The sequence below is a fragment of the Micromonospora sp. CPM1 genome (genome assembly GCF_023896895.1).
Taxonomy (GTDB): domain Bacteria; phylum Actinomycetota; class Actinomycetes; order Mycobacteriales; family Micromonosporaceae; genus Micromonospora; species Micromonospora tulbaghiae.
In genome coordinates this window covers 109,768-134,640 of record NZ_JAMHIU010000010.1, presented here as the reverse complement: position 1 = coordinate 134,640, position 24,873 = coordinate 109,768, and the positions used below count along the sequence as shown (strand labels likewise).

The window sequence follows — 24,873 nt, the reverse complement described above, 5'->3', positions numbered from 1 at the left end:
CGCGGCCGTCACTCGTATCCCATCGCGGGGATGATCTCGCCCAGTTCCCGCTCGACGTACGTGCGGGTGCCGGCGTCGAACTGGTCGTCGCGGTGCGCCAGCTTGTCCGCCTGGAACGTCGACGCGGTGACGGCGTCCTCGACGCCGAGCCGCTCGAACAGGGCCCGCCGCTGCCCGGGCCAGTCGGCCGCGAGGTTCTCCGCCTTCACCTCGACGTATCGCCTGCTCGTCAGATCGGCCGCGTCCTTCCAGGCCAGCCATCGCTGGTAGACCGGCACGAGGTAGGCGAGCACCCCGTCGACAGTGGACGGCGCCCACGGCTGGGCCAGGTGGGAGGCGAACACCGCCACCGGGTGACGCTTGATGTGCACGATCGTCGCCTCGGGGACCAGCTCCCACAGGAAGTCCATGGTGAAGAGGTTGAACGGCGTCTTCTCGCACCAGGTCGGTTTGCCCGCGTCGGCGGCCGCCCCGCCGAACAGGGTCTCGACCAGGCCCCGCAGGACGGCGATCAGTTCGCCCCGGTCGCGGAAGTACCTCGGCACGACCCGCCGTCGGCCGGCCGGCCCGAACGGCCCGGCCGGGCGGTCGCCGTCGCCGAAGCCCTCCGCGGGCACGGGCTCCTCGAAGGCGTGCGCGATCAGCCGCGGCCAGAGCCGGTGTACGGCGTCCCGGTAACGCCGCTCGCCGACCAGCTCGGGCACTGTCTTGCCACGGTCGTCACGCCGCCCGGGCACGCGTACGGTGAGGAAGTCACTCAGCCGGTGCAGGGCGTCCTCGCCGACGATGGGGTCGTACCGGTCGGTGAGCGCGTCGGCCAGGTCCCGCAGGCCACCGGGCTCGACGAGGAACTTGGTCTCCATCGGGATCCGGTGGATCAGCGGATGCTGGCCGATGATGTCGGCGATCCGCGACGTGCCCGAACGGCCCGTGCCCGCGACGAAGACCGGTGAGGGGGACGGCATGGACGGCAGTCAAACTCCCGGCCCGGCGCAGCGGCAATCCATTTATCCCCGCCGCGATCAGCTGACCGACCTCCTGGCCGACGCGATCGGGTCCGTCACCGTGGCGCACCCGACCCGGGTCGGCGTCGACGGGCCGCCCGCCGCCGGCAAGACCACGCTCGCCGACGAGCTGGCCGCCGTCCTGCGCGCCCGCGGCCGGTACGTCATCCGGGCGACAGTCGACGACTTCCTCTTCCCCCGGGCGCGGCGCTATCGACGCGGCGAGTTCTCGGCCGAGGGCTGCTACGTCGACACCCACGACCACGGGGCGCTGAAGCGGGTGCTGCTCGATCCGCTCGGCCCGGGCGGCGATCGACGCTTCCGGCACACGGTCTACGACCACGCCACGGATACGGTGCTGTCCCCGCCGCTCACGACCGCCCCGGCGGACGCCGTGCTGATCGTCGACGGCGTCTTCCTCCTGCGCCCGGAGCTGGTCGACCGGTGGGAGCTGCGCGTCTTCGTCTCGACCGCGCTCGACCGGACCGTGGGCCGTGCCGTGATCCGTGAGCGCCAGGTGTCGCCGCGCGCGGACGTCGAACGGCGCTGGCGCGAGCGCTACCTCCCCGCCCAGCGGCTCTACTTCGCCACGGCCCGCCCGGTCGAGCACGCCGACGTCGTCGTGCACAACGACGACCCCGCGCAGCCGATCTGGGAGACCCGGGCACGCTCGGGTGGCAGGCTGGCAACCATGGACCGGAATCGGGTGGCCGCCTGGATCGCGGCGTACGAGCAGGCGTGGCGCACACCGGGGACGGCGGCGCTCGGCACGATGTTCACGTCCGACGCGAGCTACCAGCAGGGGCCGTACCGGGACCCGGTCGTCGGCCTGCCCGCCATCACCCGCATGTGGGACAGCGAGCGCGACGGGCCCGACGAGGTCTTCGAGATGACAGCGGAGGTCGTCGCCGTCGACGGCGACACCGCTGTGGCCCGGGTCCAGGTCCGGTACGGCGACCCCGTCGACCAGGAGTGGCGCGATCTGTGGATCATGCGGTTCGCCGAGGACGGCCGGTGCCTGTCGTTCGAGGAGTGGCCGTTCGCGCCGGGAGAGCAGGCCGCCGGCGCCGGGTGAGGTCGGCACCGTTGCCTGGTCGTGTCGCCCGCGAGACCTTCGATCCCTACCCTCCGGGAGATGCGATCCAGTGCGGCCAGGGCTGCGGCGATTGTGGTCACCGTGTTGTCGGGGCTGCTCACCCTTCTCGGCTGTCTCAGTTGCCTGCCGTTCCTCGCGCCCACGGCACCGTGCCCGAACGACACCGTCGACTCCTTTCAACAGGCGAGGCTGGTCCTCTTCCTGTTGAGCGTGGTGATGCTGCTGACGGCGGGCCTGTCCATCGCCCTCGCCTGGGGCGGCAGGTGGAGCCGTGTCCGGAGTCCCTGGCCGTGGCTCGCGGCCTCCGTGTTCACGATGGTCGTGAGCGCGAGCCTGACGGTTCCGATCGACCGGATGAGCTCCTGCTGACGTTCGCCGCCTCGACGGCGCCGGCGGCGTATTCGGAGAACATCTCCCCGAGGACACGCTGCGCGTCCGCGGATTCTTCCGTGTCCTCGGGGTCGTCGAAAGAGCGGGAGTAGGTGGAAAGGGTCTTCCAGAGGGCCCAGCCACGTCCGCGCGCCCACGTCGCGTCATCCACCGACAGCCGCTCGCGAAACGCCTCCCGGCCCTCGGCGGTCAGCAACGTCCAGGCGATCGCCAGGTCGCAGGCCGGGTCACCGACGCCGCACGTCCCGAAGTCGATGACGGCCGCCAGCTGGCCGTGAGCGAGCAGAAGGTTTCCCGAGGCGATGTCGCCGTGGAACCAGCGGTCCACCCCGTCCCAGCGGGAGTCGAGTGCCCGCGCCCAGATCTCGCGGACCAGCTCGCCGTCGACGTGGCCGCCCAGCGCCGCGAGCGCACGCTCGACCTTCTTGTCGTACGTGCGCAGAGTGCCGCCCCGGAACCAGTTGTGGACACCCGGCTGCGGCCCGCCGGTGGCGTCGACGCCGTGCAGGGCCGCGAGAAAGTCGGCCAGGTCGAGGGCGAACCGCGCCGGGTCGGCGATCCGGTCCACGGCCGCGGTCTCGCCGTCGAGCCAGCGGTAGATCGACCACGGATACGGGTAGCCCGCACCCGGCTCGCCCTTCGCCAGCGGCGCGGGGACGGGTAGCGGCAGCCGAGCGGCGAGGGCCGGGAGCCACAGGTGTTCCTTCTCGACGGCCAGGGCGTACTCGGCAGCGCTGGGCAGGCGCACCAGCAGCTCAGGGCCGAGGTGGAAGGTCCAGTTGTCCCAGCCGCCCTTGGCGACCGGTTCGATCCGGAGGTCGGCCAGGTGCGGGAACTGGTCGGCGACCAGGCGACGCACCTGCTCCACGTCGACGGGTGTGCGCCGTGGCGGGGGACCGAGATCCGGTACGGCACTCACGCCCGTTTGGCGTACGCGACGAACGCCGCCCAGCTCGACGGCGTGAACGCCAACACCGGCCCCTGCCGGTCCTTGCTGTCCCGCACCCCCACCACGCCGGGCAGGTTGTCCGCCACCTCGACGCAGTTGCCGGAATTGCCGCTGCTGCGGGTGCTCTTGCGCCAGATCGCGCCGGTCAACTCCATCGCTTCGCCGCCTCCGTGATCGCCGCCAGAGTCGCCCCGTGCGGCATCGCCTCCGCGCGGACGGACTCCCACGTCTGTCGCAGTGAGTTCACGTCCACCGTCCGCTCCACGATTGTGCCGTGCAACTGGTTATCGAGGTAGCCCACGTCGTCGCCGTCGGCGGGGGTGGCGAGCACGAACGCACCGTTGAGCCCGGGATAGGCGCCGACCGTCTCCGGGACCAGGTGTAGATGCACCCGCGGTCGGCGGCCCATCTCGACCAGATGCTCCAACTGCTCACGCATCACCTTCGGCCCGCCGACCGCACGGCTCAGTACCGAGTGGTCGAGCACCGCCACGAACTGCGGCGGCGCGGGCCGGTCCAGCACCGGCTGGCGGGCCAACCGCGCGGCTACCTGCTGCTCCATCGCTTCACCGACGAGTGGACTCGCGCCCTCGTGCAGCGCGCGGATGTACTCCTCGGTCTGCAACAACCCGGGAACAACCAGCGGCTCGAAGCTACGCAGTGAGGCAGCCTCCTGCTCGATGCTCACCCACTCGCGGAACCACGGCATCAGCGCCTCCTGCATCAGCGCGTCCCGGATCCGCACCAGCAGGCCGCCGCCGTTCAGCACCTCGTCGCAGCGCTCGGTGAACTCGGCGCGCGGCGCACGGCGGCACTGCTCGACGGCCGCCACCAGCGACGCCGAATAGCTCACCCGCTCGCCCAGCGCCTCCTGGGTCAGCCCGGCATCGGTACGTAACCGGCGCAGCTCACCGGCGAACAGTTCCCACAACGGCACACGGATCATCTGCACACCTCTGCACACGGCTGCACACGGAAAGACGGCCGGTAGGACGGCCAGGAAGGTGGGGGTGGAACGCCTTCCGACCCTAGCGGCGCGGTGACGAGACTGTCACGCAGTGGAGCCGAATTCGTCCGGTTCCCGCTACCGAGAGGAGTTGCGCCGTGCGACTGCGCTGGTTCCGCTGCCGGGGTGCGTCGGCACCGACACTGCCCCACCGGGTACGGGGCGACAACCTGCCGGAGTGGATGCGGCAGCCGAGGCGTCCACTGCCGACGATGGGCCCCGGCCGGGTCGGCAACCTCACCCCGGCCCAGCAGTGGCGGGCCAACGGCGGCCGCTGGTCCGCCCCGCAGCAGCGCGGGACCAACGGCGGTCACCCGGAGCAGTTCCCGAGGAACGGCCACCACGAGGAGCGCCGGTGATCAGCCACCAGCTCGGGCAGCCGCCGGACGGACCCACGCCGGACCGCCCCCGGCCGTACCCGCTGCACGCCACCCCGCACACGCCGCTGCGTCCCATGTGGTGCTGCCGGGCCTGCGGCCGGCCGTGGCCGTGCCCGATGGCCCGGCTGCTGCTCAAGACCGAGTACGAGGACAACCAGATCGGCCTGGCCATCTACCTGTGCGGGCTGTTCTACGAGGCGACGCGCGACCTCTACCGGCTGAACCCGGACGACGCGCCCGCCCCCGCCGACATGTTCGCCCGCTTCGTCGCCTGGGGCCCGCACCGCCGGCCGATCATCCGCGGATGAGCCGTCCGCCCGTCCGCGGATGAGACCGGCAGTTCACCGCCAGCCGACGTCGATGCGGTCGCCTCGCTCGTCGAAGAAGTGCAGCGCGTCCATCCGTACCTGCACGGCGAGCGGGTGCCCGGGCGACACCTGCGGGTACGGCGCGAGCCGTACCGCCAGTTCCGCCGGACGACGGTGGTGGCGGCCCGGGTCGGGCAGCACGCTCGTGCGGTTGCCGCCCCCGCCCCCGCCGGCCTCCGGGGCCGCGGCCGGAGCCTCCGTCGCGCGGCCGGTGAGCCGCTGCATCACCTGGTTGAACCGGCGCAGGCCGCGCTGGCCCGGTGCGGCCTGCTCGACCGGTGTGCCCATCTCGTCCACGACGATCGCGGTGGCGCCGATGTCGAGGAACGCGAGCGACTCGTGGCCGTGGTGCTCCAGGTAGCGGATGCGCCCGTGCAGCACGTCACCGGCGGTGTCCGGGGCGACCGGGGTGAGCGCCTCCGCGCGCATGCCGACCACGATCCGCTCGCCGTGGTAGTGCGCCACCGCCCGGCTGCGGATGTCGTCCCAGGGCAGGTAGAGCGACTGCTCGCCGAGGTTCAGCGCGACGTACCGGTCGAGGTGGACGTAGACCGACGCCTCCAGCAGGTTCATCCGCGGGCTGCCCAGGAACGCGGCGACGTAGAGCGTGGCCGGCCGCCCGTACACCTGGGTGGGGGTGCCCACGTCCTGGAGCACGCCCTTGCGCATGATGGCGACCCGGTCGGCCATGGTCAGCGCCTCGGCCTGGTCGTGGGTCACGTAGATCGTGGTGACGCCCAGCTCGCGGGTGAGTCCGGAGATCTCCGCCCGCAGCTCGGCGCGCAGCCCGCTGTCCAGGTTGGAAAGTGGCTCGTCCATCAGGAACAGGCCGGGCCGGCGCACTATCGCCCGCCCCATCGCGACCCGCTGCCGCTGGCCGCCGGAGAGCTGGCTGGGCTTGCGCCCGAGCACGTCGCCGATGCCGAGCGCGCTCGCCACGTCCTGGATCCGCTCGCCGCGCGGGGCGGGCTCGACGCCGGAGAGCCGCAGCGGGAAGCCGATGTTGTCGCCGACCGTCATGTGCGGATAGAGCGCGAAGTCCTGGAAGACCATGGCGATCTTCCGGTCGCGCGGCGGCAGGTCGTTCGCCAGCTCACCGCCGAGCATGATGGCGCCGGAGGACGGGTCCTCCAGCCCGGCCACCATGCGCAGAACTGTCGATTTCCCGCATCCCGACGGGCCGAGCAGCACCATGAACTCGCCGTCGTTGACGTCCAGATTGATGGTGTCGACCGCGACTGTTCCGTCCGGGAACACCTTGGTGACATCCTTGAGCGCGACGGTCGCCACCGTCACCTCCCCAGTTCCTCGCCCCAAACCCGGGAATGACTGTGACCAGGATCATCTGATTCGCACATCGGGTAAACGTGCCATGTTCGGCTCGTGACAGTCCTATTAAGCGGTATTCGCCGGGCTCGACGGTTAAGTGACCAGCCAGTAACCACTTTTACGGCGTTTCGCCGAGGAACACGCGGCGCACCACGCGCTCGGCGGCGTGCCCGTCGTCGAGCGCGCAGAACCGCGACCGGAACGCCGTCCGGGCCCGCTCGGCCGCCTCGTCGTCGACCGCGCCGGAACGGAACACGTCGAGCAGCCCGGGGAAGTCCAGCGCGACCGCGCCGGGCGGCTCGGCCAGCAGGTCGAAGTAGACGCCACGGGCCACCCGGTAGGCGTCCCAGTCCGGCGCGTAGACCACTATCGGCCGGTCCAGCACCGCGTAGTCGAACATCGCCGAGGAATAGTCGGTGACCAGCACGTCCGCCGCCAGGTAGAGGTCCTCCACCCGGTCGTACGCGCTCACGTCCAGCACGCCGTCCGCCGCCGGTCCCCGGGGGTTCCGCTCCCGGTCGTGGAAGTAGTGGCTGCGCATCAGCAGCCGGCCCCGCGGCCCGAGGACGTCGAGCATCCGATCCGGGTCGAACGGCGGCCGCCACCCGGGCAGATGCTCCCGGTGCGTCGGCGCGTAGAGCACCACGTACTCGTCGGGTGCGATGCCCAGCGCGGCGCGGACCTGGCCGCGGTCCTCGGCGGTGGCCAGCGCCAGCCGGTCGTTGCGCGGGTAGCCGACCTCCAGCGTGGTGTACTCCGCCGGGTACGCCCGCTCCCACATCTGCGTCGAGAAGCTGTTCGAAGTGATGCTGTAGTCCCAGCGGTCGACGCGGCGCAGCAGGCCGGCGAAGTTCATCCCCACCGCGCCCACCGGGTAGCGCTGCTGGTCCAGGCCCATCACCTTCACCGGCGTGCCGTGGTGGGTCTGTACGTGCACCGAGCCGGGCCGTTTGCGGACGAAGTCCGGGAAGTTGACGTTGTTGACGAGCCAGCGGGCGCGGGCCAGGACGCGGTGGTACTCACGACTGCCCGCCACCACGTACTCGACACCCGGCGGCAACGCGGCCACCCGGTCCCGGCGGACGATCCACACGCCGCGCACCTGGGGCGCGAGCCGGCGGGCCGCCTCGTAGATCGCCGCCGGGTTGCACGAGTAGCCCCGGTACCAGTAGGCCGCGTACACGGCGAGCGTCGGGTCGACCGGCCGGTGCAGCTCGGCCCGGTAGTACTCGCCGAGCGCCAGGTCACGGGCCCGCCGGGCGGTACGCCGCACCACCGGCGTCACCCGCCGCCGGGCCCGCCGGGCGGTCCGCCGGGCCGTCTCCCCCGCCTGGTGCGCCTCGCGCAACGCGCTGAACGTCCGCCAGCGCCCGGCCGCCACCAGCCGGTGCTTGAGCCCTTCCGCGCCGGGCGGGACCGGATAACCCTCGGGCGGCAGGAACCGCACGTAGTCGGCGTGCATCTGGGCGAAGAACGGTGCCCGCAGCTCCGGCGCGATCCGGTCGCCGTTGCCGAGCACCGTGAGGTAGTGCCAGATCATCCGCTCGAAGACCGCCGGCCGCAGCCCGGTCACCCTCCAGCGGTCCATCAGCCCGAACACCCGGTGCCACTGCGCGAAGACCTCGAAGTGCCGGTCCCCCCGGGTCTTCGTGATCGCGCCGGTGCGGCGCTGCCGGTAGTTCAGGCAGATCCGGTCGAGTACGCCGATTCGCCCGGCCGCCATCAACGCCGGATAGCTGAACGAGACGTCCTCGTACCAGCCCGGCTCGAAGCGCAGCCCGCGTTCGAGCAGGAACTCCCGGCGCACCACCCGGTTCCACGCGGTGTGCAGCAGCTTCAGCGTCTCCGGCCGGTCCCGCAGCGGAAACGTGGTCGCGCCGGGCGGTTCGGGGAACACGTCGCGCATCGCGCTACGGGTGCCGATGTTGTTCCAGTGCGCCCGGACGTGGTCCACGATCAGCACGTCCGGCGCGGTGTCGCGGAGCCGGTCCGCGACGTGCGGCAGGCAGCCGGGCACCAGCCAGTCGTCCCCGTCGACGAACCACACGTACTCGCCGACGGCCCGGTCCAGCCCGATGTTGCGGGCCGGACCGAGCCCGACGTTCTCGGCGAGGCGCACCGGGCGGACCCGGGGGTCGCGCAGCGCGTACTCGGCCAGGATCTCGCCGCTGTCGTCCGGGGAGGCGTCGTCGACCCCGATCACCTCGATGTCGCCGAACGGCTGGTCGAGGATCGAGTCGAGACATTCCCGCAGGTAGCCCTGCACCTTGAAGGCCGGCACGACGAAGCTGATCAAGGTCACCCCGGCCCGCCCTCCGTCAGCCCGGCGAGCGCACACCCCCACGGGCGCGGGCCGGCAGGACCACCCAGGCGAGGACCACGCTCGCGACAAAAACCACGAGAAGGTACGCACCGAGTGTAGCCAGAGCGTAACTCGCATATCCGGCAATCAGCCCGATTGCCAGCAGCAGCGAACGCCCCGGCCAGCCCAACGTGGCGGCGTGCAGCGGCGGCGCCGCCTGCCGCTTCTCCAGCCGTGCGGTCAGGTCGTAGTGCAGCAGCGTGAGCACCAGGACGTACCCGAAGATCAGCCAGGCCGGCGCCCGGCCCGCCACCCCGACCGCGATGGCGAACAGGTACTCGGCGGCCCGCAACGCGGCCGGCACCAGCCAGTCCAGCGACCCGTCGTGCGGCGCCCGCGAGCCCTGGGCGGCGCCCAGCAGCAGCACCAGCGCGAGCACCGGCACCCAGACCGGCAGGTCGCCGCCGCCGTGCACCGCGAGCAGCGCCCACACCAGCGTCCCCGCCGCGCCCAGCGCACCGAGCACCGCCAGCAGCAGCGGCCGTCGCGCGGTCGGCAGCGTCCGGGCCAGCAGACCGTCGTCCCGGTGCAGACCGGCGTCCACAGTGGTCAGCACCGGCACCCGCATCCACCGCGCCCGCAAGGTCCGCAACCCCCCGGTGTACGCGAACGCCAGCGTCCCCCAGACCAGCACCGCGACCAGCGCCACCAGCGGCCCGAACAGCGCGGCGGCGATCGCGATCAACGCCCACCGCTCACCGATCGGGAACACCACCGTGCGCTTCAGCCAGTACGACACCGAACCGGTGTCCGCCTGCACCCGCGTCGACGCGGCGTTCAGCTTCCCGCCGATGCCACCCGCGTCGGCGCTCACCACCTTCGGCCGCCGGGCCGCCTCGTCGTGCAGCGCGCCGTACCAGGTGTCGGTCATGTGCCGCACGGTCTGCAACGTCATCGCGGCCAGGGCCAGCGCCCAGCCGTACCGGAACCCGGCGTGCGTGGCCCCGAAGCCGAGACCGGCGTAGACCACGTACTCCTTGAACCGGTCGGCCATCGTGTCCAGCCAGCCGCCCCAGGCGCTGAAGTGCCGGGTGTAGCGGGCGAGCTGCCCGTCCACGCAGTCCAGCACGAAACCCAGGTAGAGCAGGACCGCGCCGGCGACCAGCGCGGGCCGTCCACCGGTGCCGAACAGCACCGCCGCGGCCACCGCGAACGCCACCGAGACCATGGTGACCCCGGTCGGGCCGATCCCGATCCGGGCCGCGGCCTTCGTGACGTACGGCGACCAGGTGCTGACGAAGAACGTGGTGAAGAAGTCGTCCCGCTCCTTCACCGACAGCTTCAGCTCGGCCCGGTCCTCGTCGACGGCGGCCACCGCCGACTCGGCCGCCGCCCGCTGCGCCTCGTCGCCGACCCGGTGCGCCACGAGCAGACGTACCCGCTGGGCGAAGATCAGCGTGCCGCGCGCGGCGAGGTCGGCCACGAGCCGGTCCACCGCGTCGAGCCGCCCGCCCTGGACGGCGCTGACGCCGGGCGCGGGCACTGGGCCGGCCAGGCGCGCGTCCGGCGCGGAGGCCGCGCCTGGTGCGACGCCCGCGGCGCGGCGGGCGGCCTCGGCGAGCGCCGGCAGGTCGGCCGCGCCCACCCGCAGCGCGCCGCCGAACACGCCGCTCGGGTCGGCGGCGCCGACCTCGACCACCTGCCCCCGCTCCTCGCGCACGGTCGCCTGCCCGGGGGCGGGCGGATCGGTGAGCACCAGCGCCACCGTCGGCCCCACCGGGCTGGTCGCGAGATGCTTGAGTACGGCCGTGTGCGCCACCAGATCCGCGCCGCTCACCAGCACCGGGCCGGTCGCGTCGGCGACCAGGTCGGCCAGCTCGGTCAGGTCCGCGGCGACGCGCACGTCGGCCGCCCCGGCCCGGCGCCACTGCGCGGCCAGGCGTTCGGTGAGCGGGCCCGCCGCCGGTTCGGCGGCGAGCACGATCGCGAGCGTCACCGCTTCGCCGCGTCGGCGTAGGCGGCCAGCGCCTCGTCGATCGTCCCGTCGACGATCAGCCGTCCGGCGTCGAGGTAGAGCCCCCGACGGCAGAACCGGGTGAGGTCCTTGTCGTTGTGTGACACCAGCACCAGCGTGCGCCCTTCCGCGAGAAGTCGCTCGATGGTCGCATAGCACTTCGCGCGGAACTCCGCGTCCCCGACCGCCGTCACCTCGTCCACAAGCAGTACGGGGTGCGGCAGGTGCGCGATCACCGCGAAGCCCAGCCGCACCTTCATCCCCGACGAGTAGTGCCGCACCGACGTGTCGATCGCGCGTTCCACCTGCTCACCGGCGAACGAGACGATCTCGTCGAAGTGCTCCCGCAGGTACGCCGACGACAGGCCGTGCAGGCCGCCCACCAGGTACAGGTTCTCCCGGCCGGTCAGGTCGCCGGAGAACCCGGCGGACAGTTCGAGCAGCGGTGCCACCCGGCCGTGCACCCGGATCGAACCCTCGTCCGGGATGAGCACACCGGCGATCAGCCGCAGCAGCGTGCTCTTGCCGGTGCCGTTGCGCCCCACCACGCCCACCGTCTCGCCCGGCTCGATCCGGAACGACAGGTCGCGCAACGGCCAGAACCGGCCGGCGTCCGGGTCGCGGGCGCCCCGGTGCACGATCAGCTCCCGCAGCCGCAGTTGGCGGCGCCGGTTGCGGACGAACCGGATGCCGAGCCCGTCCGCCTCGATGATCGGCGCCATTCAGAGTTCCTTCAGCACTGCCGGTTCGAGGCGGTGGAACGCCCACCAGCCGAGCGCCAGCACCAGCACGCTGCCGGACACCGTGATCGTGAGCAGCCGGGCGTCGGGGAACTCGTCCGGATACCAGACCGCGTGGTGGAGCTGGAAGATCCCGACCAGCGGGTTCAGCTCGTACCCGATCTTGAGCCAGCCCGGCATGCCCGACTCCCGCACAAGGTCGAGCGGGTAGATGATCGGGGTCGCGTAGAACAGCAGCCGGATGACCAGCCGCATCGTGCGCTCGATGTCGCGCATCAGCACGTTGCCCGCCGACAGCAGCAGCGCCAAGCCCACCAGCAGCACGAACTGCACCGCCACCGCGAGCGGAAGCGCGAGCAGGCTCCAGCCGGGGCGGATCTTCCCCTGGCTCGCGTAGAGCGCCGCGACGGCGACCAGGATCGGCAGCCCGGCCAGGTACTCGGCGAAGCGCCCGGTGACCCGCCCGATCGGGAAGATCGGCCGGGGCAGGTTCATCGTGGTGATCAGCCGGGACTGCCCGGTCAGCGCGTTCGCGGCCTCGGTCAGCGCCGAGCTCGCCCACATCCAGGCGAAGATCCCGGTGATGAGGAACAGGGGGTACGACCCGGCCGCCTCGCCCAGGTGCCGCCGGGTCGCGCCGGAGTAGAGCACGCCGAAGACGAACCAGTAGATCAGGCCCATGCCGAGCGGCTCGATCAGCGACCAGAAGTAGCCCAGCACCGACTGCTGGTACTTCACCGCGAGATCCCGGCGGACCAGGATGCGCAGCGAGGTGCGGGCGGACCAGAGCGCCGCGACGCCTGACGTCACCGCATGATGGTCGCTTTGTCAGTAGCGCTCCCGGGCCGGGTGCGGGCCGGGATCACCCCAACGAGGTCAGCACTCGATCACGTTGACGGCGAGCCCGCCGCGCGCGGTCTCCTTGTACTTGACCTTCATGTCCGCGCCGGTCTCCCGCATGGTCTTGATGACCTTGTCCAGCGACACGTGGTGCACCCCGTCGCCGCGCAACGCCAGCCGGGCCGCGGTGATCGCCTTGATGCTCGCCACCGCGTTGCGCTCGATGCACGGAATCTGCACCAGGCCACCCACCGGGTCGCAGGTCAGCCCCAGGTTGTGCTCCATGCCGATCTCGGCGGCGTTCTCCACCTGCTCCGGCGTACCGCCGAGCGCCTCGGCCAGACCGGCCGCCGCCATCGAACACGCCGAACCCACCTCGCCCTGACAGCCCACCTCGGCCCCGGAGATCGACGCGTTCTCCTTGAACAGCACGCCGATCGCGCCCGCCGCGAGCAGGAACCGGACCACGCCCTCCTCGGAGGCGCCGGGCACGAACCGGGTGTAGTAGTGCAGCACGGCCGGGATGATCCCGGCGGCGCCGTTCGTCGGCGCGGTGACCACCCGCCCGCCGGCCGCGTTCTCCTCGTTGACCGCCAGCGCGAACAGCGTCACCCAGTCCATCGCGCGCAGCGGATCCTGGCTGCCGGTCTCCGCCTCCAGGCTGCGCCGCATCTCGGCCGCGCGCCGCCGGACCTTCAACCCGCCCGGGAGTACGCCGTCACGGGTGCAGCCGTTCTCCACGCACTCGCGCATCACCCGCCAGATCTCCAGCAGCCCCGCCCGTACGTCCGCCTCGCTGCGCCAGGACAGCTCGTTGGCGAGCATCACCTCGCTGATCGACAGGCCGGTCCCGGAGGTGACCTCGAGCAGTTCCGCGCCGGTCAGGAAGGGGTGCTTCACCCGGGTGGTGTCCGCCTTGATCCGGTCCGCCCCGGCCGCCGCCTCGTCCACCACGAACCCGCCGCCGACCGAGTAGTACGTGCGCGACCGCACCTCGTTCCCGGCCGCGTCGTACGCCGCGAACGTCATCCCGTTCGGGTGGTACGGCAGCGAGCGCCGGCGATGCAGCACCAGATCCGCGTCCGGGTCGAAGTCGATCCCCTGGCTGCCGAACAGGTCGAGCCGCCGCTGGGTGCGGATCCGCTCCACACGCGGCCCGACCGAGTCGGTGTCGACGGTCTCCGGGACCTCGCCCTCCAGCCCCAGCAGCACCGCCCGGTCACTGCCGTGCCCGTGACCGGTCGCGCCGAGCGAGCCGAACAGCTCCGCCCGTACCCGCGCCACGTCGGCGAGCTGCCCGTCGGCCTTCAGGCCCGCCACGAACGTACGGGCGGCCCGCATCGGCCCGACGGTGTGCGAGCTGGACGGCCCGATACCGACGCTGAAAAGATCGAAAACACTGATCATTGGCTGCTTTCCTCGCCGTCGTCCCCGTTGTGCGGTTCCGAGCCGGTGCGTGGGTGCCGCGCCCGCCGGGCGGGTAGACGGCCGGCACCCGGGGTGGGGGCGCCCGACCGGCGAGCCTACCTCGCCCCCGTGAATACCCGCCCCCACTCGGCCCCATGCCCGACCACCACGCGGTCCCCCCACTCCCGCCCCCTCCCGCCCTCTCCCCGCGTCGATCTTGGAGTTATGGCGCCCAGGATGCCCGATTGACGCCATTCGAGAGGTGCCACAACTCCAAGATCGACGCGCGCCAAGCCGGGCGCCGGGCGCCGGGCGCCGGGCGCCGGGCGAGATCTTGGTACGGAACGGCCCCCATAGGGGCACTTGGTACCAAGATCTTTACCGATCCCACTGCACGGAACACCTGTCTCGCTAGACGGAAGGCGCTCAACGCAGCAGCCCTCGCCGAGCAGCGCTCCCGCCCACGCAACCCCCACGACCCCCGGCGATCTTGCACTTGCGGCCCTCACTAACGACGCGAATCGGGCACAACGGAGGCCGAAAGTGCAAGATCGCGAGGAGCGGGGGCGAGGGCCGGGTGATCGTGTGACGGCCTGGGGAGTCTTCGCGGACGACACAGCGTGGTGCGTTGGTGGGGAGGGTCCGGGGTATGCACCTACGGGTGCCCGGGTCGCCGATCCTCCTCGGGGCTGAGGGCGCGGCGCGTACCCCTTTCTACCGTGGAATCAGCGCGGCGGATCGCCGCAGAAGTGGGAGACGACGATGAGTCGCAAACTGGTCCGGCCCCGCCAGGGGCGCATGATCGCCGGTGTCTGCGCCGGCCTGGGGCAGCGGTTCGGCATGTCGGCCGGGATGGTCCGGCTGCTGTTCCTGCTGTCGCTGCTGCTGCCCGGCACGCAGGTGATCATCTACCTGATCCTGTGGATCCTGATGCCGAACGAGGACCGCTACCTCGCCACCCGCTGACGCGACACGAGCCGGACACCGGCACGCACGCGACGCGCCCGCCCCGGAGCACCGGGGCGGGCGCGCGACGTCAGAGCAGAAGGTCAGAGCACGAAGGTCAGGGAGCCGTGTAGGTGACAGTCACCTTCTCGTACCCGAGGGAGCGCAGCAGTCCTTCAAGCATCTTGCGGGTGTTCTCCTGGGCCCGGGCGGTGAGCCCGCTGTCCCGGGCGGCGGCGGTGATCCGGTCCTCGGCGAGCTTGTAGATCTGCTGCTGCCGGTTGGGATCGCCGGCCACCAGGTCGTTGAGCCGGTTGATCAGGCCGCGCTGCTCGGCGAACACGTAGCTCTTGTCCATGTCCAGGTCGGTCTCGCCGAGCTGCGGCGCAGGCAGCTTGATCTCGGCGGACTTGCCGTCCTCGGAGACCACGACGGCGCCGTCGGCGATCTTCGCGAAGTCGACGTACGCCTCGACCCGGCCCGCCCCGACGAACAGCGTGCGCTCGTTGAGCAGGAAGTCGGGCACGTTGCGCCTGTCGTTCTGCACGTCGACCACCACCTGGAAGTTGCCCTCGGCGGCGACGTAGCGGCTCAGGTCACGGATCGACTTGAGCAGCGGCGGCTGGCTGCGGTCGGTCTGCTCCTTGGCGAACGGGTTGCGGAAGTCGGGCAGCAGACCGGTGGCCTGCACGCCGAGCAGCACCACCACTGCCAGCGCCGCCGCGCCGAGCACCCAGAGCAGGCCGCGCACCGGGCCGCCGCCCGACGCCGGGGCACCCGGGGCGTACTCGCGGTCGTGGTCGGGCGAGCCCTCCGCCCGGTCGCGAAGGGACTCGCTGGTGGGGTAGTCCGGGAACTCCCGGGTGGGCTCGTTGATGTCACCGTCGCGGGCCATCGCCCTCACCGTCCTCGTCCGACAGAGTCCTCGTCCGACACATCGACTGACAATGACGGTACGGCCACCGTGCGACAGTCGCGCGCCGAGCGACCCGATCGGGTGAAACCGCAGGTCAGGCGAACGCGGACACGCCCGTCAGCCGCTGGCCGATCACGAGCTGGTGGATCTCGGAGGTGCCCTCGTAGGTGAGCACACTCTCCAGGTTGTTGGCGTGCCGCATCACCGGGTACTCCCCCGAGACGCCGTTGGCGCCGAGGATCGTGCGGCACTGCCGGGCGATGGCGAGGGCCTCGCGGACGTTGTTCAGCTTGCCCACGCTCACCTGGTGGGGCCGTAGCGAGCCGGCGTCGGCGAGGCGGCCCAGGTGCAGCGCGAGCAGCATCCCCTTGTTCCACTCCACCGCCATGTCGGCGAGCTTGGCCTGGGTGAGCTGGAAACCGGCGAGCGGGCGGCCGAACTGGGTGCGGGTGGTCGCGTACTCCAGGGCCGTCTCCAGGCAGTCGCGGGCCGCGCCGAGCGCGCCCCAGACGATGCCGTGCCGAGCCTCGGTCAGGCACCCCAGCGGCGCCTTCAGCCCGATCGCCTCGGGCAGTCGCGCATCAGCCGGCAGCCGGACGTCGTCGAGCGCGATCTCGCCGGTCAGGGACGCGCGCAGCGACATCTTGTGCCGGATCTCGCGCGCCGTCACCCCCGGCGTGTCCATGGGTACGGCGAAGCCGCGCACCCCTTCGTCGGTACGCGCCCAGATCACGCCCACGTCGGCGATCGGCGCGTTGGTGATCCACAGTTTGCTGCCGTTGAGGATCCAGTCGTCGCCGTCGCGGCGGGCCCGGGTGGCCATCGACCCGGGGTCGGAGCCGTGGTCGGGTTCGGTGAGCCCGAAACAGCCGATCGCCTCGCCGGCCGCCATCGCGGGCAGCCAGCGCTGCTTCTGCTCCTCGCTGCCGAAGCGCCAGATGGCGTACATGGCCAGCGAACCCTGCACCGACACCAGCGACCGGACGCCGGAGTCGCCGGCCTCCAGTTCCAGGCAGGCCAGCCCGTACGCGACGGCCGAGGAGCCGGCGCAGCCGTACCCGGTCAGGTGCATGCCGAGCAGGCCGAGCTTGCCGAACTCGCGGGCCAGTTCGCGGGCCGGCACCTGACCGTCCTCGTACCATCCGGCGACGTGCGGGCGTACCCGGTCGGTCACGAGCCGGCGCACGACGGCGCGGATCTGCCGCTCCTCCTCGCTGAGCGACGCGTCGATGTCGAGCAGGTCGAGAGGAGTCATGGCGTCACCTTAACCAAGACTCAGGGAGGCGTCACTCGCCCTGGTCGCCGAGCACGAGCACCCGCGCGTGGATCTGGTTGCGCTGCTGGAGCGCCGCGCGCAGCGCCCGGTGCAGGCCGTCCTCCAGGTAGAGGCCGCCGTTCCACTGGACGACGTGCGGGAAGAGGTCGCCGTAGAAGGTGGAGTCCTCCGCGAGCAGCTTGTCCAGCGCGAGTTCGCGCTTGGTGGTGATGAGCTGGTCAAGCCGCAGCGGGCGCGGCGGAATCTCGGCCCACTGCTTCAGCGTGAGGTTGTGCTCCGGGTAGGGACGCCCGTCCCGGACCGCCCTGAAGATCACGGCGTGCTCTCCTCCCCAGGCCAGGCTGACAATGTGGATGTCAGCCTAACCGCTCAGGTCCACCGTCCCCGCCGCACCACATCCTGCACCGGACGCCGCCCGCGGCGCAGCGACGGTGACCGGTGGTCGACGGCTCGATAACCGACTGTGATCGCACCGATCGGGTGCAGTTCCGGCGGTACCCCGAACGCCTCCCGGTACGCCCCGATGCGCTGCGGCGGGATACCGAAGAAGCAGGCGCCCAGTCCTTCGTCCACGGCGGTGAGCAGCATCAGCAGCGCCGCGAATCCGGTGTCCACGAACCAGTAGGGCACCGGCCAGCGCTCCTCGGCGCGGTCCGACCAGCCCTTGTCCGCCTCGGCGTAGCGGTCCAGGTAGGCGTCGCGGTTGGCGTGCGGCACCACGATCAGCGGCGCCCGGCGCATCCCGGACAGCCAGCGTTCCCGGCCGCCGCCACCCGGCGTGGTCGCGGTCCAGAACCGTTCCCGGTCCTCGGGTTCCTCCAGCACCAGGAAGCCCCAGCCCTGCGAGAACCCGGCCGACGGGGCGCGGACGGCGTGGTCCAGCAGCCGGTCCACCACCTCCGGCGGCACCGGCCGGTCGGGGTCGTAGTTGCGCACCATCCGGCGGCGCCGGACGACCTCGGCGAACTCCACGCTCAGACCTCCGGGCGGACGCCCCAGGCGCCCTGCCAGGTCTGCCCCGGCTCCAGCATGATCAGGTCCTTGCCGGAGCGGAACGCGTCGGGCGGGCAGGTCATCGGCTCCACCGCCACGGACCGGCGGTGCCGTTCCCCGCCGAGGGTGTCGCCGGTGAACACCTGCCACCAGCCGAACTCGCGGTCCGCCCAGATCCGCAGCCCGGACGAGCCGTCCGGCGCGCTGAGCACCACGGCCGAGCCGCCGTCGGCGTCCCGCTCGACGTCACCGAACGCGGTGTCGAGGACCAGGTCGCCGATCGGGCGCGGGCTGGTGAAGTCGAACTCGGAGCCGGTCACCTCCGCGGCGGCGACCGGCAGCAGGCGGCTGTCCACCAGCACCCGGCGCCGGGCCGGCAGGTGCAGCCGCAGCTCGTCCACGCCGACCTTCGGCAGTTGCAGATAGGGGTGGACGGAGAAGCCGAACGGCGCGGGCTCGTCGGACAGGTTCGTCGCCTCGTGCTCGGCCCGCAGGCCGTCCGGGCCGACGCTCCACCGGGCCCGCAGCCGCAGCGCCCACGGGTAGCCGGGGCTCGGCGGCAGGTCGTAGCCGATGGTCACGCTGTCCGCGGACTGCTCGATCGGCTGCCACCGCACCCAGTTCACCAGGCCGTGCAGGGCGTTGTGCCGCTCCGGCTCGGTGAGGTCGAGCTGCAACGACCGCTCCCCGACCGTGTAGACGCCGTCCCGGATGCGGTTCGGCCAGGGCGCCAGCACCTGCCCGGCCGAACCGGGGCAGACCTCGTCCTCGGCGTACCCGTCGAGGTGGTCCACCCCGTCGTAGCGGTAGGCCCGCAGCCCGCCGCCCACCTCGACCACGACGGCCTCGTGGCCGTCGGCCGCGATGGTCCACTGTGTACCGGACGGTGGCTGCACGTCGATCCCCATGTCGGCGACCCTACCGTCAGCGGCGCTCCTCGGCGGGGGTGGTCGAGCGATAGCGCAACAGCGCCGGGAACGCCACCACCAGCACCACCGCGAGCACGGCGGCGGCCAGACCGCCACCGACCATGGCGAAGCCGGTGCCGAAACCGGCGGCCATCGCACCGGCGCGCAGATCGCCCAGGCGCGGGCCGCCGGCCACCACCACCGTGTTCACGCCTTGGAGACGCCCACGCATCCGGTCCGGCGCGTAGACCAGCAGCATCGACTGGCGCAGCGTGGCGCTGACCAGGTCGGCGGCACCGGCGACGCCCAGCAGCACCACGGCGACCCACAACTGCCCGGCCAGCCCGGCGAGCGCAATCGCCACGCCCCAGCCGACCACCGCCACGGTGAGCGCGAGGCCCTGGCGGCGGACCCGGCCGATCCACCCCGAGGTCAGGCCGCCGAGCATCGCGCCGATGGCGATGGAGCTGTAGAGCCAGCCCACCGCCGAGGCACCGCCGAAGCGTTCCTGCGCCAGCTCCGGGAACAGCGCCCGCGGCATGGCCAGGATCATCGCGATCAGGTCGATGGCGAAGGAGAGCAGCAGCACCCGCGTGGTCGCCAGATAGCGGAAGCCGTCGACGATGCTGGCGAACCCGGCCTTGCGCACGCCGCCGTCCGGGTCCGGCGACGGCGGCATCGCGGGCAGGCGCAGCGTGGCCCAGAGCGACGCGGTGAACAGCAGCGCGTCCGCCGCGTACGCGATGGGCAGCGCCACCCCGACCTGCCAGGCGGCGAAGATCAGCCCGGCGGCGAGCGGGCCGAAGACGGCGGCGGCGGTGAACGTGGTGAAGTTCAGCGTGGTGGCCGCCGGGACCAGCTCGGCCGGCACGAGCCGGGGCAGGATCGCGCTACGGGCCGGCGAGGTGATCGCGAAGGCCGTCGACTGGAGGGCGACCAGCAGCAGGAGCAGCAGCGGGCTGCGCGCGCCGGCCAGCGACTGCACGAGCAGCCCGAGCGTCGAGGCCCAGAGCACGCAGCCGCCGACGAGCAGCACCCGGCGGCGGTCCCGGGCGTCGGCGACCGCGCCGCCCCACAGCCCGAACACCAGCAACGGTACGAAGCCGGCGATGCCGAGCAGGCCGACCCAGAGCGAGCCGCCGGTCAGGTCGAACATCTCCACCGGCACCGCCACGGCGGTGAACTGGAAGCCGAACATGGCGATCGCGTTGCCGGTCCAGACCCGCCGGTACGCGGGCACCCGCAGCGGGCGCAGGTCGATCGCCCAGCGGCTCGCGCCCCGCCGCCGGGCCGACGTGACGTCGGTCACGGTGCGAGCCGCTCGACGACGAAGACCCCGTTCCCGGTACGCCGGAAACGCAGCCGGTCGTGCAGCCGGCTGGCCCGGCCCTGCCAGAACTCGACGGTCTCCGGCCGGACCCGGAACCCGCCCCAGTACGGCGGCGCGGGGATCGGGTCGACGTCGGCGAACCGCTCGGCCGCCGCCCGGTACGCCGCGTCGAGCGCGGCCCGGTCCGGCACCACCGTCGACTGGGCACTGGCCCACGCCCCGAGCTGCGAGCCGCGCGGCCGGCCGGCGAAGTACGCCTCGGTCTCGGCGCGGTCCACCTGCTCGACCCGGCCGGTCACGATCACCTGCCGCTGCATCGGGAACCAGGGGAACACCAGGCTGGCCCACGGGTTCCCGGTCACCTCGGTGCCCTTGCGCGAGCCGTGGTTGGTGTAGAAGACGAAGCCCTCCGGGCCGTACCCCTTGAGCAGCACGGTGCGCCCGCTGGGCCGGCCCTCGGCGTCGGCGGTGCCGAGCACCATCGCGTTCGGCTCCGGCAGCGGATGGGCCACCGCGTCGGCGAACCAGCGGGCGAACTGCGTGTGCCAGTCCGGCGCCAGGTCCGTCTCGGTCAGGCCCAGGTCGGCCGCGTACTCGTTACGCATGCCGGCCGGGGCGGGTGTGTCGCCTGTCACTGTGGTAGTCCCTCTCCCGGGCGTGCCGGCGTCCCCCGACGCTGGCCAGGCCCCGGTACCCAGTCTTCTCCTTCCCGAACGGGCGTCCACCGGCGGGGATGTCGCGTGGCGCACAGTGGCTGTGGGTCGCGCAGCGCGTTACCCACCGGGCAAGATGTTCCGAACCACATCCCTGAAGGGTCGCCTGAGCTGCGGGGCTCGATCAGCCCGCCCGGGCGCGCCGAGCCGAAGCCAGGAGACGACATGTCCGATTTCAAACCGGGCCTGGAGGGCGTCGTAGCCTTCGAGACCGAGATCGCCGAACCCGACCGCGCGGGGGGATCACTGCGCTACCGGGGCGTGGACATCGAGGACCTGATCGGCCAGGTCTCGTTCGGCAACGTCTGGGCGCTGCTGGTGGACGGCCGGTTCGGCCCGGGCCTGCCGCCGGCCGAGCCGTTCCCGGTGCCGGTGCACTCCGGTGACATCCGCGTCGACGTGCAGTCCGCGGTCGCCATGCTGGCGCCGTACTGGGGGCTCAACCAGCTTCTCGACATCTCCGACGAGCAGGCCCGCGAGGACCTGGCCCGGGTGTCGGTCACCGCGCTGTCCTTCGTCGCCCAGTCGGCGCGCGGCCTGGGCCTGCCGGCCGTGCCGCAGAAGGAGATCGACAAGGCGGAGACCATCGTCGAGCGGTTCATGAAGCGCTGGCGGGGTGAGCCCGACCCGCGGCACGTCAAGGCCGTCGACGCGTACTTCATCTCGGCCGCCGAGCACGGCCTGAACGCCTCCACCTTCACCGCCCGGATCGTCGCCTCCACCGGCGCGGACGCCGCGGCCTGCATCTCCTCCGGCATCGGCGCGCTCTCCGGCCCGCTGCACGGCGGCGCCCCGTCCCGGGTGCTCAGCATGCTGGAGGCGGTCGAGCGCAGCGGCGACGCCGACGGGTACGTCAAGGGCGTCCTGGACCGCGGCGAGCGCCTGATGGGCTTCGGCCACCGGGTCTACCGGGCCGAGGACCCGCGCGCACGCGTGCTGCGGCGTACCGCCAAGGAGCTGGGCGCGCCCCGCTTCGAGGTCGCCGAGGCGCTGGAGAAGGCCGCGCTGGCCGAGCTCCAGGCCCGCCGCCCGGACCGCGTCCTCGCCACCAACGTCGAGTTCTGGTCGGCCGTGGTGCTGGACTTCGCCGAGGTGCCGGCGCACATGTTCACCTCGATGTTCACCTGCGCCCGGATGGGCGGCTGGTCGGCGCACATCCTGGAGCAGAAGAAGCTCCAGCGGCTGGTCCGGCCGTCGGCCACGTACGTCGGCCACGGCCCGCGCAAGCCGCAGCAGGTCGAGGGCTGGGACGCCATCCCGCACGGCGTCTGACGTCTCGCCCGGAGCCCCGTTCCCCAGCCGGTGGAGCGGGGCTCCGGCATCTCCGGGACCGGTACGCCGCGCGTGTGGCGGACGCCTCACCGACCGGGGTGGGACAGCCCGCCGGACGTGCCCGGGCAGGTGCGAGGATGGCCGTGGCAGTGTCGCCGGAACGGGCTCGGACGCCCGCCGCCACGCGGCAGGACATCGTCCGCGCCCTGCCAGCTCACCTCTCGCCCATGCGGAAGGATCTTCAAGACCGTGGCTGACGCACCGACCATCCGGATTCCCGACGAGATCAGGCCCGCCGACGGACGATTCGGCTGCGGCCCGTCCAAGGTCCGTCCGGCCGCGGTCTCCGCCCTCTCCGACGTCGCCACCAGCTACCTGGGCACGTCGCACCGGCAGAAGACGGTCCGCGACCAGGTGGCCCGGCTGCGCCGCGGCCTGGCCGAGTTCTTCTCCCTCCCCGAGGGGTACGAGGTGGTGCTCGGCAACGGCGGCACCACCGCGTTCTGGGAGGTCGCGACGTTCGGCCTGATCCGCGACCGGGCCCAGTTCGCCAGCTTCGGCGAGTTCGGCGCCAAGTTCGCCAAGTCGGTCTCCGACGCGCCGTTCCTCGGTGAGCCGACCGTCCGCAAGTCCGACGCGGGCAGCGCCCCGGCGCTGGTGGCCGAGGCCGGCGTGGACGTCTACGCCACCCCGCACAACGAGACCTCCACCGGTGTCGCGGTGCCGATCAGCCGGGTCGCGGGCGCCGACGAGGGCTCGCTGCTGCTGGTCGACGCCACCTCCGGCGCGGGCGGGCTGGACGTGGACGTCGCCCAGACCGACGTCTACTACTTCGCCCCGCAGAAGTGCTTCGGCTCCGACGGCGGGCTGTGGCTGGCCCTGATGTCGCCGGCCGCGCTGGCCCGGGCCACCGAGGTCAAGGAGTCGGGCCGCTACATCCCGGCCTTCCTCGACCTGGTCACCGCGATCGACAACTCGCGGCTGGAGCAGACGTACAACACCCCGGCGCTGGCGACCATCTTCCTGGCCGCGGAGCAGACCGACTGGATGAACTCCCAGGGCGGGCTGGCCTGGGCGGCCAAGCGCACCGCCGAGAGCGCCGGCATCGTGTACGGCTGGGCCGAGCGCTCGCCGTTCGCCACGCCGTTCGTGTCGGACCCGGCGCTGCGGTCCAACGTGGTCGCCACCATCGACTTCGCCGACGGGGTGGACGCGACGGCGATCGCCAAGGCGCTGCGCGCCAACGGCATCGTCGACACCGAGCCGTACCGCAAGCTGGGCCGCAACCAGCTTCGGGTGGCGCTGTTCCCGGCCGTCGAGCCGGCCGACGTCGAGGCGCTCACCGCGTCCATCGACTACGTGGTCGAGCGACTCTGATCACTTGGTCACGGTGGGTGGCCGTCGGGGCTCCGGCGGCCACCCACCGTGATCATTACCGCAGCTCAGTCACGACATGCCGGGGTGTCGCAGTCCCCATCGGCGGGTAGATGAGCGTACGGTGGTGCGAGACGCCCGGGTGGCCGGCTCCCGTGGCGTGACGGCCAGCGAAGCGGGACGGAGGCAAGCCCATGCGCCCAGTACGCTTCGTCGCCCTCTCCGAGGACGGCCAGGCCCTGGTGCTCGCCGACGAGGTGGGGCGCCTGCTGGCGCTGCCCATCGACGAGCGGATCGCGTCGGCGCTGCACGCCGAGCCGGGCGCCCCGCCGCTCGCGGTGGTGCCGAGCGCCACCGACCCGACGCCGTCGCTGTCCCCACGGGACATCCAGGCCCGGATCCGGTCCGGCGAGTCCGCGGAGGACGTCGCCCGCATCGCCGGTGTGCCGGTCGACCGGGTGCTGCGCTACGCCGGCCCGGTGCTCCAGGAGCGGGCCATGCTCGCCCAGCACGCCCGCCGCACCCGGCTCAAGGGCGCGGAGAAGCCGACCCCGCTGGCCGAGGTCGTCAACGGCCGGCTGGCCCAGCACGGCATCGACACCGAGAAGATCTCGTGGGACGCCTACCGCCGCGACGACGGCACCTGGCGGATCATCGCGACCTGGCCGTCCGGCAAGGCCACCGCGCAGGCGGTGTGGGACCTGGACAAGACCCGGCAGAACGTCGCCCCGCACGACGACATGGCGCAATACCTGTGCGCCGAGCGGCCCACGCCGATCCTCGGTCAGGAGCCGGCGCCGGAGCGGGGCGGCCACGCGCTGCCCGGCCCGTCGCGCGGTGAGCCGAGCCGGGGTGGGCACGGCCTGCCGGCCGCCTCCGACCACGCCCGTCCGGGGCGTGACCCGATCCGCGCCGGCCGGGACGCGCTGCTCGCCTCGCTGGACCGGCCGCTCGGCGGCACGTCCGGGCGGGGTCTCGACACCCGCTCCCCGGCCGCGCTGGCCGGGCAGGAGGCGCCCCGTCAGCGGGCCGTCGCCGGTGGTGCCGCCGCGCTGCTCGGTGGTGGGCAGGGTTCGGCCTTCGACGACGACTCGGACGCGCCGAAGGAGATCCCCGCCGTACCCTCGCTGGCCGTGCTGCGGCCCCGTCGCACCGGCCCCGCGGCGGCGACCGGCGGTGCGGCCGCCGAGTCCACCGACGCCGGCGGCAAGCCGCGCAAGCGGCTGCCGAGCTGGGACGACGTGCTGTTCGGCACCGGCCCGGCGGCCCGCGAATCATCCTGATCCATCGCTCCACCCTGGCTCGTCGGCAAGGCACTCGA

Annotated in this window: 25 protein-coding genes and 1 pseudogene; 9 read left to right on the top strand and 17 right to left on the bottom strand. The window is 72.5% G+C overall.

Going from position 1 to position 24,873, the window contains the following annotated elements; translation table 11 throughout:
* Positions 1 to 8 precede the first annotated feature (8 nt).
* Complete coding sequence (locus M8C11_RS14605; protein WP_252449914.1) at positions 9 to 965, bottom strand: sulfotransferase; 957 nt, start codon at positions 963 to 965, stop codon at positions 9 to 11.
* Between M8C11_RS14605 and M8C11_RS30545 the strand changes: the two are divergent.
* The 3 genes and pseudogenes from M8C11_RS30545 to M8C11_RS14595 all read left to right on the top strand — a co-directional run.
* Positions 964 to 1,674 (top strand): annotated as a pseudogene (locus M8C11_RS30545) (hypothetical protein); the annotation flags it as partial. The gene M8C11_RS14605 and the pseudogene M8C11_RS30545 sit on opposite strands and share 2 nt — an antisense overlap.
* Positions 1,675 to 1,695: 21 nt before the next feature.
* Entirely contained in the window at positions 1,696 to 2,079 is a 384-nt protein-coding gene (locus tag M8C11_RS30540) for a nuclear transport factor 2 family protein (protein ID WP_308212746.1), read from the top strand.
* Between the two features lie 60 nt (positions 2,080 to 2,139).
* On the top strand, positions 2,140 to 2,469 hold the full coding sequence (locus tag M8C11_RS14595; RefSeq protein WP_252449911.1) for a hypothetical protein: 330 nt from the start codon (positions 2,140 to 2,142) through the stop codon (positions 2,467 to 2,469).
* Here M8C11_RS14595 and M8C11_RS14590 read toward each other — a convergent pair.
* The 3 genes from M8C11_RS14590 to M8C11_RS14580 are packed head-to-tail and all read right to left on the bottom strand — an operon-like array spanning position 2,411 to position 4,385.
* Positions 2,411 to 3,358, bottom strand: coding sequence for a phosphotransferase (locus tag M8C11_RS14590; protein WP_252449910.1), 948 nt, complete (start codon positions 3,356 to 3,358; stop codon positions 2,411 to 2,413). The two genes, M8C11_RS14595 and M8C11_RS14590, sit on opposite strands and share 59 nt — an antisense overlap.
* A 47-nt stretch (positions 3,359 to 3,405) precedes the next feature.
* Positions 3,406 to 3,594, bottom strand: coding sequence for a DUF397 domain-containing protein (locus M8C11_RS14585; protein WP_252449909.1), 189 nt, complete (start codon positions 3,592 to 3,594; stop codon positions 3,406 to 3,408).
* Positions 3,585 to 4,385 carry a helix-turn-helix transcriptional regulator gene (locus M8C11_RS14580; RefSeq protein ID WP_252449908.1) on the bottom strand — a complete coding sequence of 267 codons (801 nt, stop codon included), beginning with the start codon at positions 4,383 to 4,385 and terminating at the stop codon, positions 3,585 to 3,587. The genes M8C11_RS14585 and M8C11_RS14580 overlap by 10 nt, the downstream gene beginning before the upstream one ends.
* 158 nt (positions 4,386 to 4,543) lie before the next feature.
* On the opposite strand from M8C11_RS14580, the gene M8C11_RS14575 reads away from it, so the two are divergent.
* Positions 4,544 to 4,804 carry a hypothetical protein gene (locus M8C11_RS14575; protein WP_252449907.1) on the top strand — a complete coding sequence of 87 codons (261 nt, stop codon included), beginning with the start codon at positions 4,544 to 4,546 and terminating at the stop codon, positions 4,802 to 4,804.
* The gene (locus M8C11_RS14570) at positions 4,801 to 5,133 is read left to right on the top strand and encodes a hypothetical protein (protein WP_091414746.1); all 333 of its coding nucleotides are present in this window, start codon (positions 4,801 to 4,803) and stop codon (positions 5,131 to 5,133) included. Before M8C11_RS14575 ends, M8C11_RS14570 begins: the two co-directional genes overlap by 4 nt.
* 33 nt (positions 5,134 to 5,166) lie before the next feature.
* Here M8C11_RS14570 and M8C11_RS14565 read toward each other — a convergent pair whose 3' ends face one another.
* From M8C11_RS14565 to M8C11_RS14540, 6 genes are all read right to left on the bottom strand, one after another.
* Positions 5,167 to 6,483 carry an ABC transporter ATP-binding protein gene (locus M8C11_RS14565; RefSeq protein ID WP_252450007.1) on the bottom strand — a complete coding sequence of 439 codons (1,317 nt, stop codon included), beginning with the start codon at positions 6,481 to 6,483 and terminating at the stop codon, positions 5,167 to 5,169.
* Positions 6,484 to 6,640: 157 nt separating this feature from the next.
* Positions 6,641 to 8,824 carry a bifunctional glycosyltransferase family 2 protein/CDP-glycerol:glycerophosphate glycerophosphotransferase gene (locus M8C11_RS14560; protein WP_252449906.1) on the bottom strand — a complete coding sequence of 728 codons (2,184 nt, stop codon included), beginning with the start codon at positions 8,822 to 8,824 and terminating at the stop codon, positions 6,641 to 6,643.
* A 16-nt stretch (positions 8,825 to 8,840) separates the two neighbouring features.
* On the bottom strand, positions 8,841 to 10,820 hold the full coding sequence (locus tag M8C11_RS14555; protein ID WP_252449905.1) for a DUF5941 domain-containing protein: 1,980 nt from the start codon (positions 10,818 to 10,820) through the stop codon (positions 8,841 to 8,843).
* Positions 10,817 to 11,560 (bottom strand): ABC transporter ATP-binding protein, encoded by a 744-nt coding sequence (locus M8C11_RS14550; RefSeq protein ID WP_030503547.1) that lies wholly within the window; start codon positions 11,558 to 11,560, stop codon positions 10,817 to 10,819. The genes M8C11_RS14555 and M8C11_RS14550 overlap by 4 nt, the downstream gene beginning before the upstream one ends.
* Positions 11,561 to 12,388 (bottom strand): ABC transporter permease, encoded by an 828-nt coding sequence (locus M8C11_RS14545; RefSeq protein ID WP_120571984.1) that lies wholly within the window; start codon positions 12,386 to 12,388, stop codon positions 11,561 to 11,563.
* A 66-nt stretch (positions 12,389 to 12,454) separates the two neighbouring features.
* Positions 12,455 to 13,825, bottom strand: coding sequence for an L-serine ammonia-lyase (locus tag M8C11_RS14540; protein WP_252449904.1), 1,371 nt, complete (start codon positions 13,823 to 13,825; stop codon positions 12,455 to 12,457).
* A 762-nt stretch (positions 13,826 to 14,587) separates the two neighbouring features.
* Between M8C11_RS14540 and M8C11_RS14535 the strand changes: the two genes are divergently transcribed.
* A complete protein-coding gene (locus M8C11_RS14535) occupies positions 14,588 to 14,791 on the top strand; it encodes a PspC domain-containing protein (protein WP_013473752.1) in 204 nt (67 codons plus the stop codon).
* A gap of 97 nt (positions 14,792 to 14,888) precedes the next feature.
* Here M8C11_RS14535 and M8C11_RS14530 read toward each other — a convergent pair whose 3' ends face one another.
* The 7 genes from M8C11_RS14530 to pdxH all read right to left on the bottom strand — a co-directional run bounded on the left by M8C11_RS14530 (position 14,889) and on the right by pdxH (position 20,798).
* Positions 14,889 to 15,665 carry a DUF4230 domain-containing protein gene (locus M8C11_RS14530; RefSeq protein ID WP_120571985.1) on the bottom strand — a complete coding sequence of 259 codons (777 nt, stop codon included), beginning with the start codon at positions 15,663 to 15,665 and terminating at the stop codon, positions 14,889 to 14,891.
* 115 nt (positions 15,666 to 15,780) lie between these two features.
* Entirely contained in the window at positions 15,781 to 16,941 is a 1,161-nt protein-coding gene (locus M8C11_RS14525) for an acyl-CoA dehydrogenase family protein (RefSeq protein WP_091414735.1), read from the bottom strand.
* A 31-nt stretch (positions 16,942 to 16,972) separates the two neighbouring features.
* Positions 16,973 to 17,278, bottom strand: a complete 306-nt coding sequence (locus tag M8C11_RS14520; RefSeq protein ID WP_013283726.1) for a type II toxin-antitoxin system VapB family antitoxin — start codon at positions 17,276 to 17,278, stop codon at positions 16,973 to 16,975.
* A 53-nt stretch (positions 17,279 to 17,331) separates the two neighbouring features.
* Positions 17,332 to 17,934, bottom strand: coding sequence for a nitroreductase family protein (locus M8C11_RS14515; RefSeq protein ID WP_252449903.1), 603 nt, complete (start codon positions 17,932 to 17,934; stop codon positions 17,332 to 17,334).
* 2 nt (positions 17,935 to 17,936) lie between these two features.
* Positions 17,937 to 18,863 carry an aldose 1-epimerase family protein gene (locus M8C11_RS14510; RefSeq protein WP_252449902.1) on the bottom strand — a complete coding sequence of 309 codons (927 nt, stop codon included), beginning with the start codon at positions 18,861 to 18,863 and terminating at the stop codon, positions 17,937 to 17,939.
* Positions 18,864 to 18,879: 16 nt separating this feature from the next.
* The gene (locus M8C11_RS14505) at positions 18,880 to 20,172 is read right to left on the bottom strand and encodes an MFS transporter (RefSeq protein ID WP_121685968.1); all 1,293 of its coding nucleotides are present in this window, start codon (positions 20,170 to 20,172) and stop codon (positions 18,880 to 18,882) included.
* Positions 20,169 to 20,798: a pyridoxamine 5'-phosphate oxidase gene (gene pdxH, locus M8C11_RS14500; protein WP_252450006.1), complete on the bottom strand. Its 630-nt coding sequence runs from the start codon at positions 20,796 to 20,798 to the stop codon at positions 20,169 to 20,171. Before pdxH ends, M8C11_RS14505 begins: the two co-directional genes overlap by 4 nt.
* Before the next feature lie 273 nt (positions 20,799 to 21,071).
* Here pdxH and M8C11_RS14495 point away from each other — a divergent pair, with 273 nt between their 5' ends.
* The 3 genes from M8C11_RS14495 (at position 21,072) to sepH (ending at position 24,835) form a co-directional block, all read left to right on the top strand.
* Complete coding sequence (locus M8C11_RS14495) at positions 21,072 to 22,178, top strand: citrate synthase 2 (protein ID WP_013283721.1); 1,107 nt, start codon at positions 21,072 to 21,074, stop codon at positions 22,176 to 22,178.
* 249 nt (positions 22,179 to 22,427) lie between these two features.
* A complete protein-coding gene (serC, locus tag M8C11_RS14490) occupies positions 22,428 to 23,555 on the top strand; it encodes a phosphoserine transaminase (RefSeq protein WP_252449901.1) in 1,128 nt (375 codons plus the stop codon).
* 191 nt (positions 23,556 to 23,746) lie between these two features.
* Positions 23,747 to 24,835, top strand: a complete 1,089-nt coding sequence (sepH, locus tag M8C11_RS14485) for a septation protein SepH (protein ID WP_120571992.1) — start codon at positions 23,747 to 23,749, stop codon at positions 24,833 to 24,835.
* Positions 24,836 to 24,873 lie beyond the last annotated feature (38 nt).

Coding starts and splice junctions, on each gene's coding strand:
- M8C11_RS14535 (WP_013473752.1), top strand. CDS start 14,588: ATGAGTCGCAAACTGGTCCGGCCCCGCCAGGGGCGCATGATCGCCGGT.
- M8C11_RS14530 (WP_120571985.1), bottom strand. CDS start 15,665: ATGGCCCGCGACGGTGACATCAACGAGCCCACCCGGGAGTTCCCGGAC.
- M8C11_RS30540 (WP_308212746.1), top strand. CDS start 1,696: ATGGACCGGAATCGGGTGGCCGCCTGGATCGCGGCGTACGAGCAGGCG.
- M8C11_RS14495 (WP_013283721.1), top strand. CDS start 21,072: ATGTCCGATTTCAAACCGGGCCTGGAGGGCGTCGTAGCCTTCGAGACC.
- M8C11_RS14595 (WP_252449911.1), top strand. CDS start 2,140: ATGCGATCCAGTGCGGCCAGGGCTGCGGCGATTGTGGTCACCGTGTTG.
- M8C11_RS14540 (WP_252449904.1), bottom strand. CDS start 13,825: ATGATCAGTGTTTTCGATCTTTTCAGCGTCGGTATCGGGCCGTCCAGC.
- M8C11_RS14510 (WP_252449902.1), bottom strand. CDS start 18,863: ATGGGGATCGACGTGCAGCCACCGTCCGGTACACAGTGGACCATCGCG.
- M8C11_RS14525 (WP_091414735.1), bottom strand. CDS start 16,941: ATGACTCCTCTCGACCTGCTCGACATCGACGCGTCGCTCAGCGAGGAG.
- pdxH (WP_252450006.1), bottom strand. CDS start 20,798: ATGCGTAACGAGTACGCGGCCGACCTGGGCCTGACCGAGACGGACCTG.
- M8C11_RS14605 (WP_252449914.1), bottom strand. CDS start 965: ATGCCGTCCCCCTCACCGGTCTTCGTCGCGGGCACGGGCCGTTCGGGC.
- sepH (WP_120571992.1), top strand. CDS start 23,747: ATGCGCCCAGTACGCTTCGTCGCCCTCTCCGAGGACGGCCAGGCCCTG.
- M8C11_RS14550 (WP_030503547.1), bottom strand. CDS start 11,560: ATGGCGCCGATCATCGAGGCGGACGGGCTCGGCATCCGGTTCGTCCGC.
- M8C11_RS14585 (WP_252449909.1), bottom strand. CDS start 3,594: ATGGAGTTGACCGGCGCGATCTGGCGCAAGAGCACCCGCAGCAGCGGC.
- M8C11_RS14580 (WP_252449908.1), bottom strand. CDS start 4,385: ATGATCCGTGTGCCGTTGTGGGAACTGTTCGCCGGTGAGCTGCGCCGG.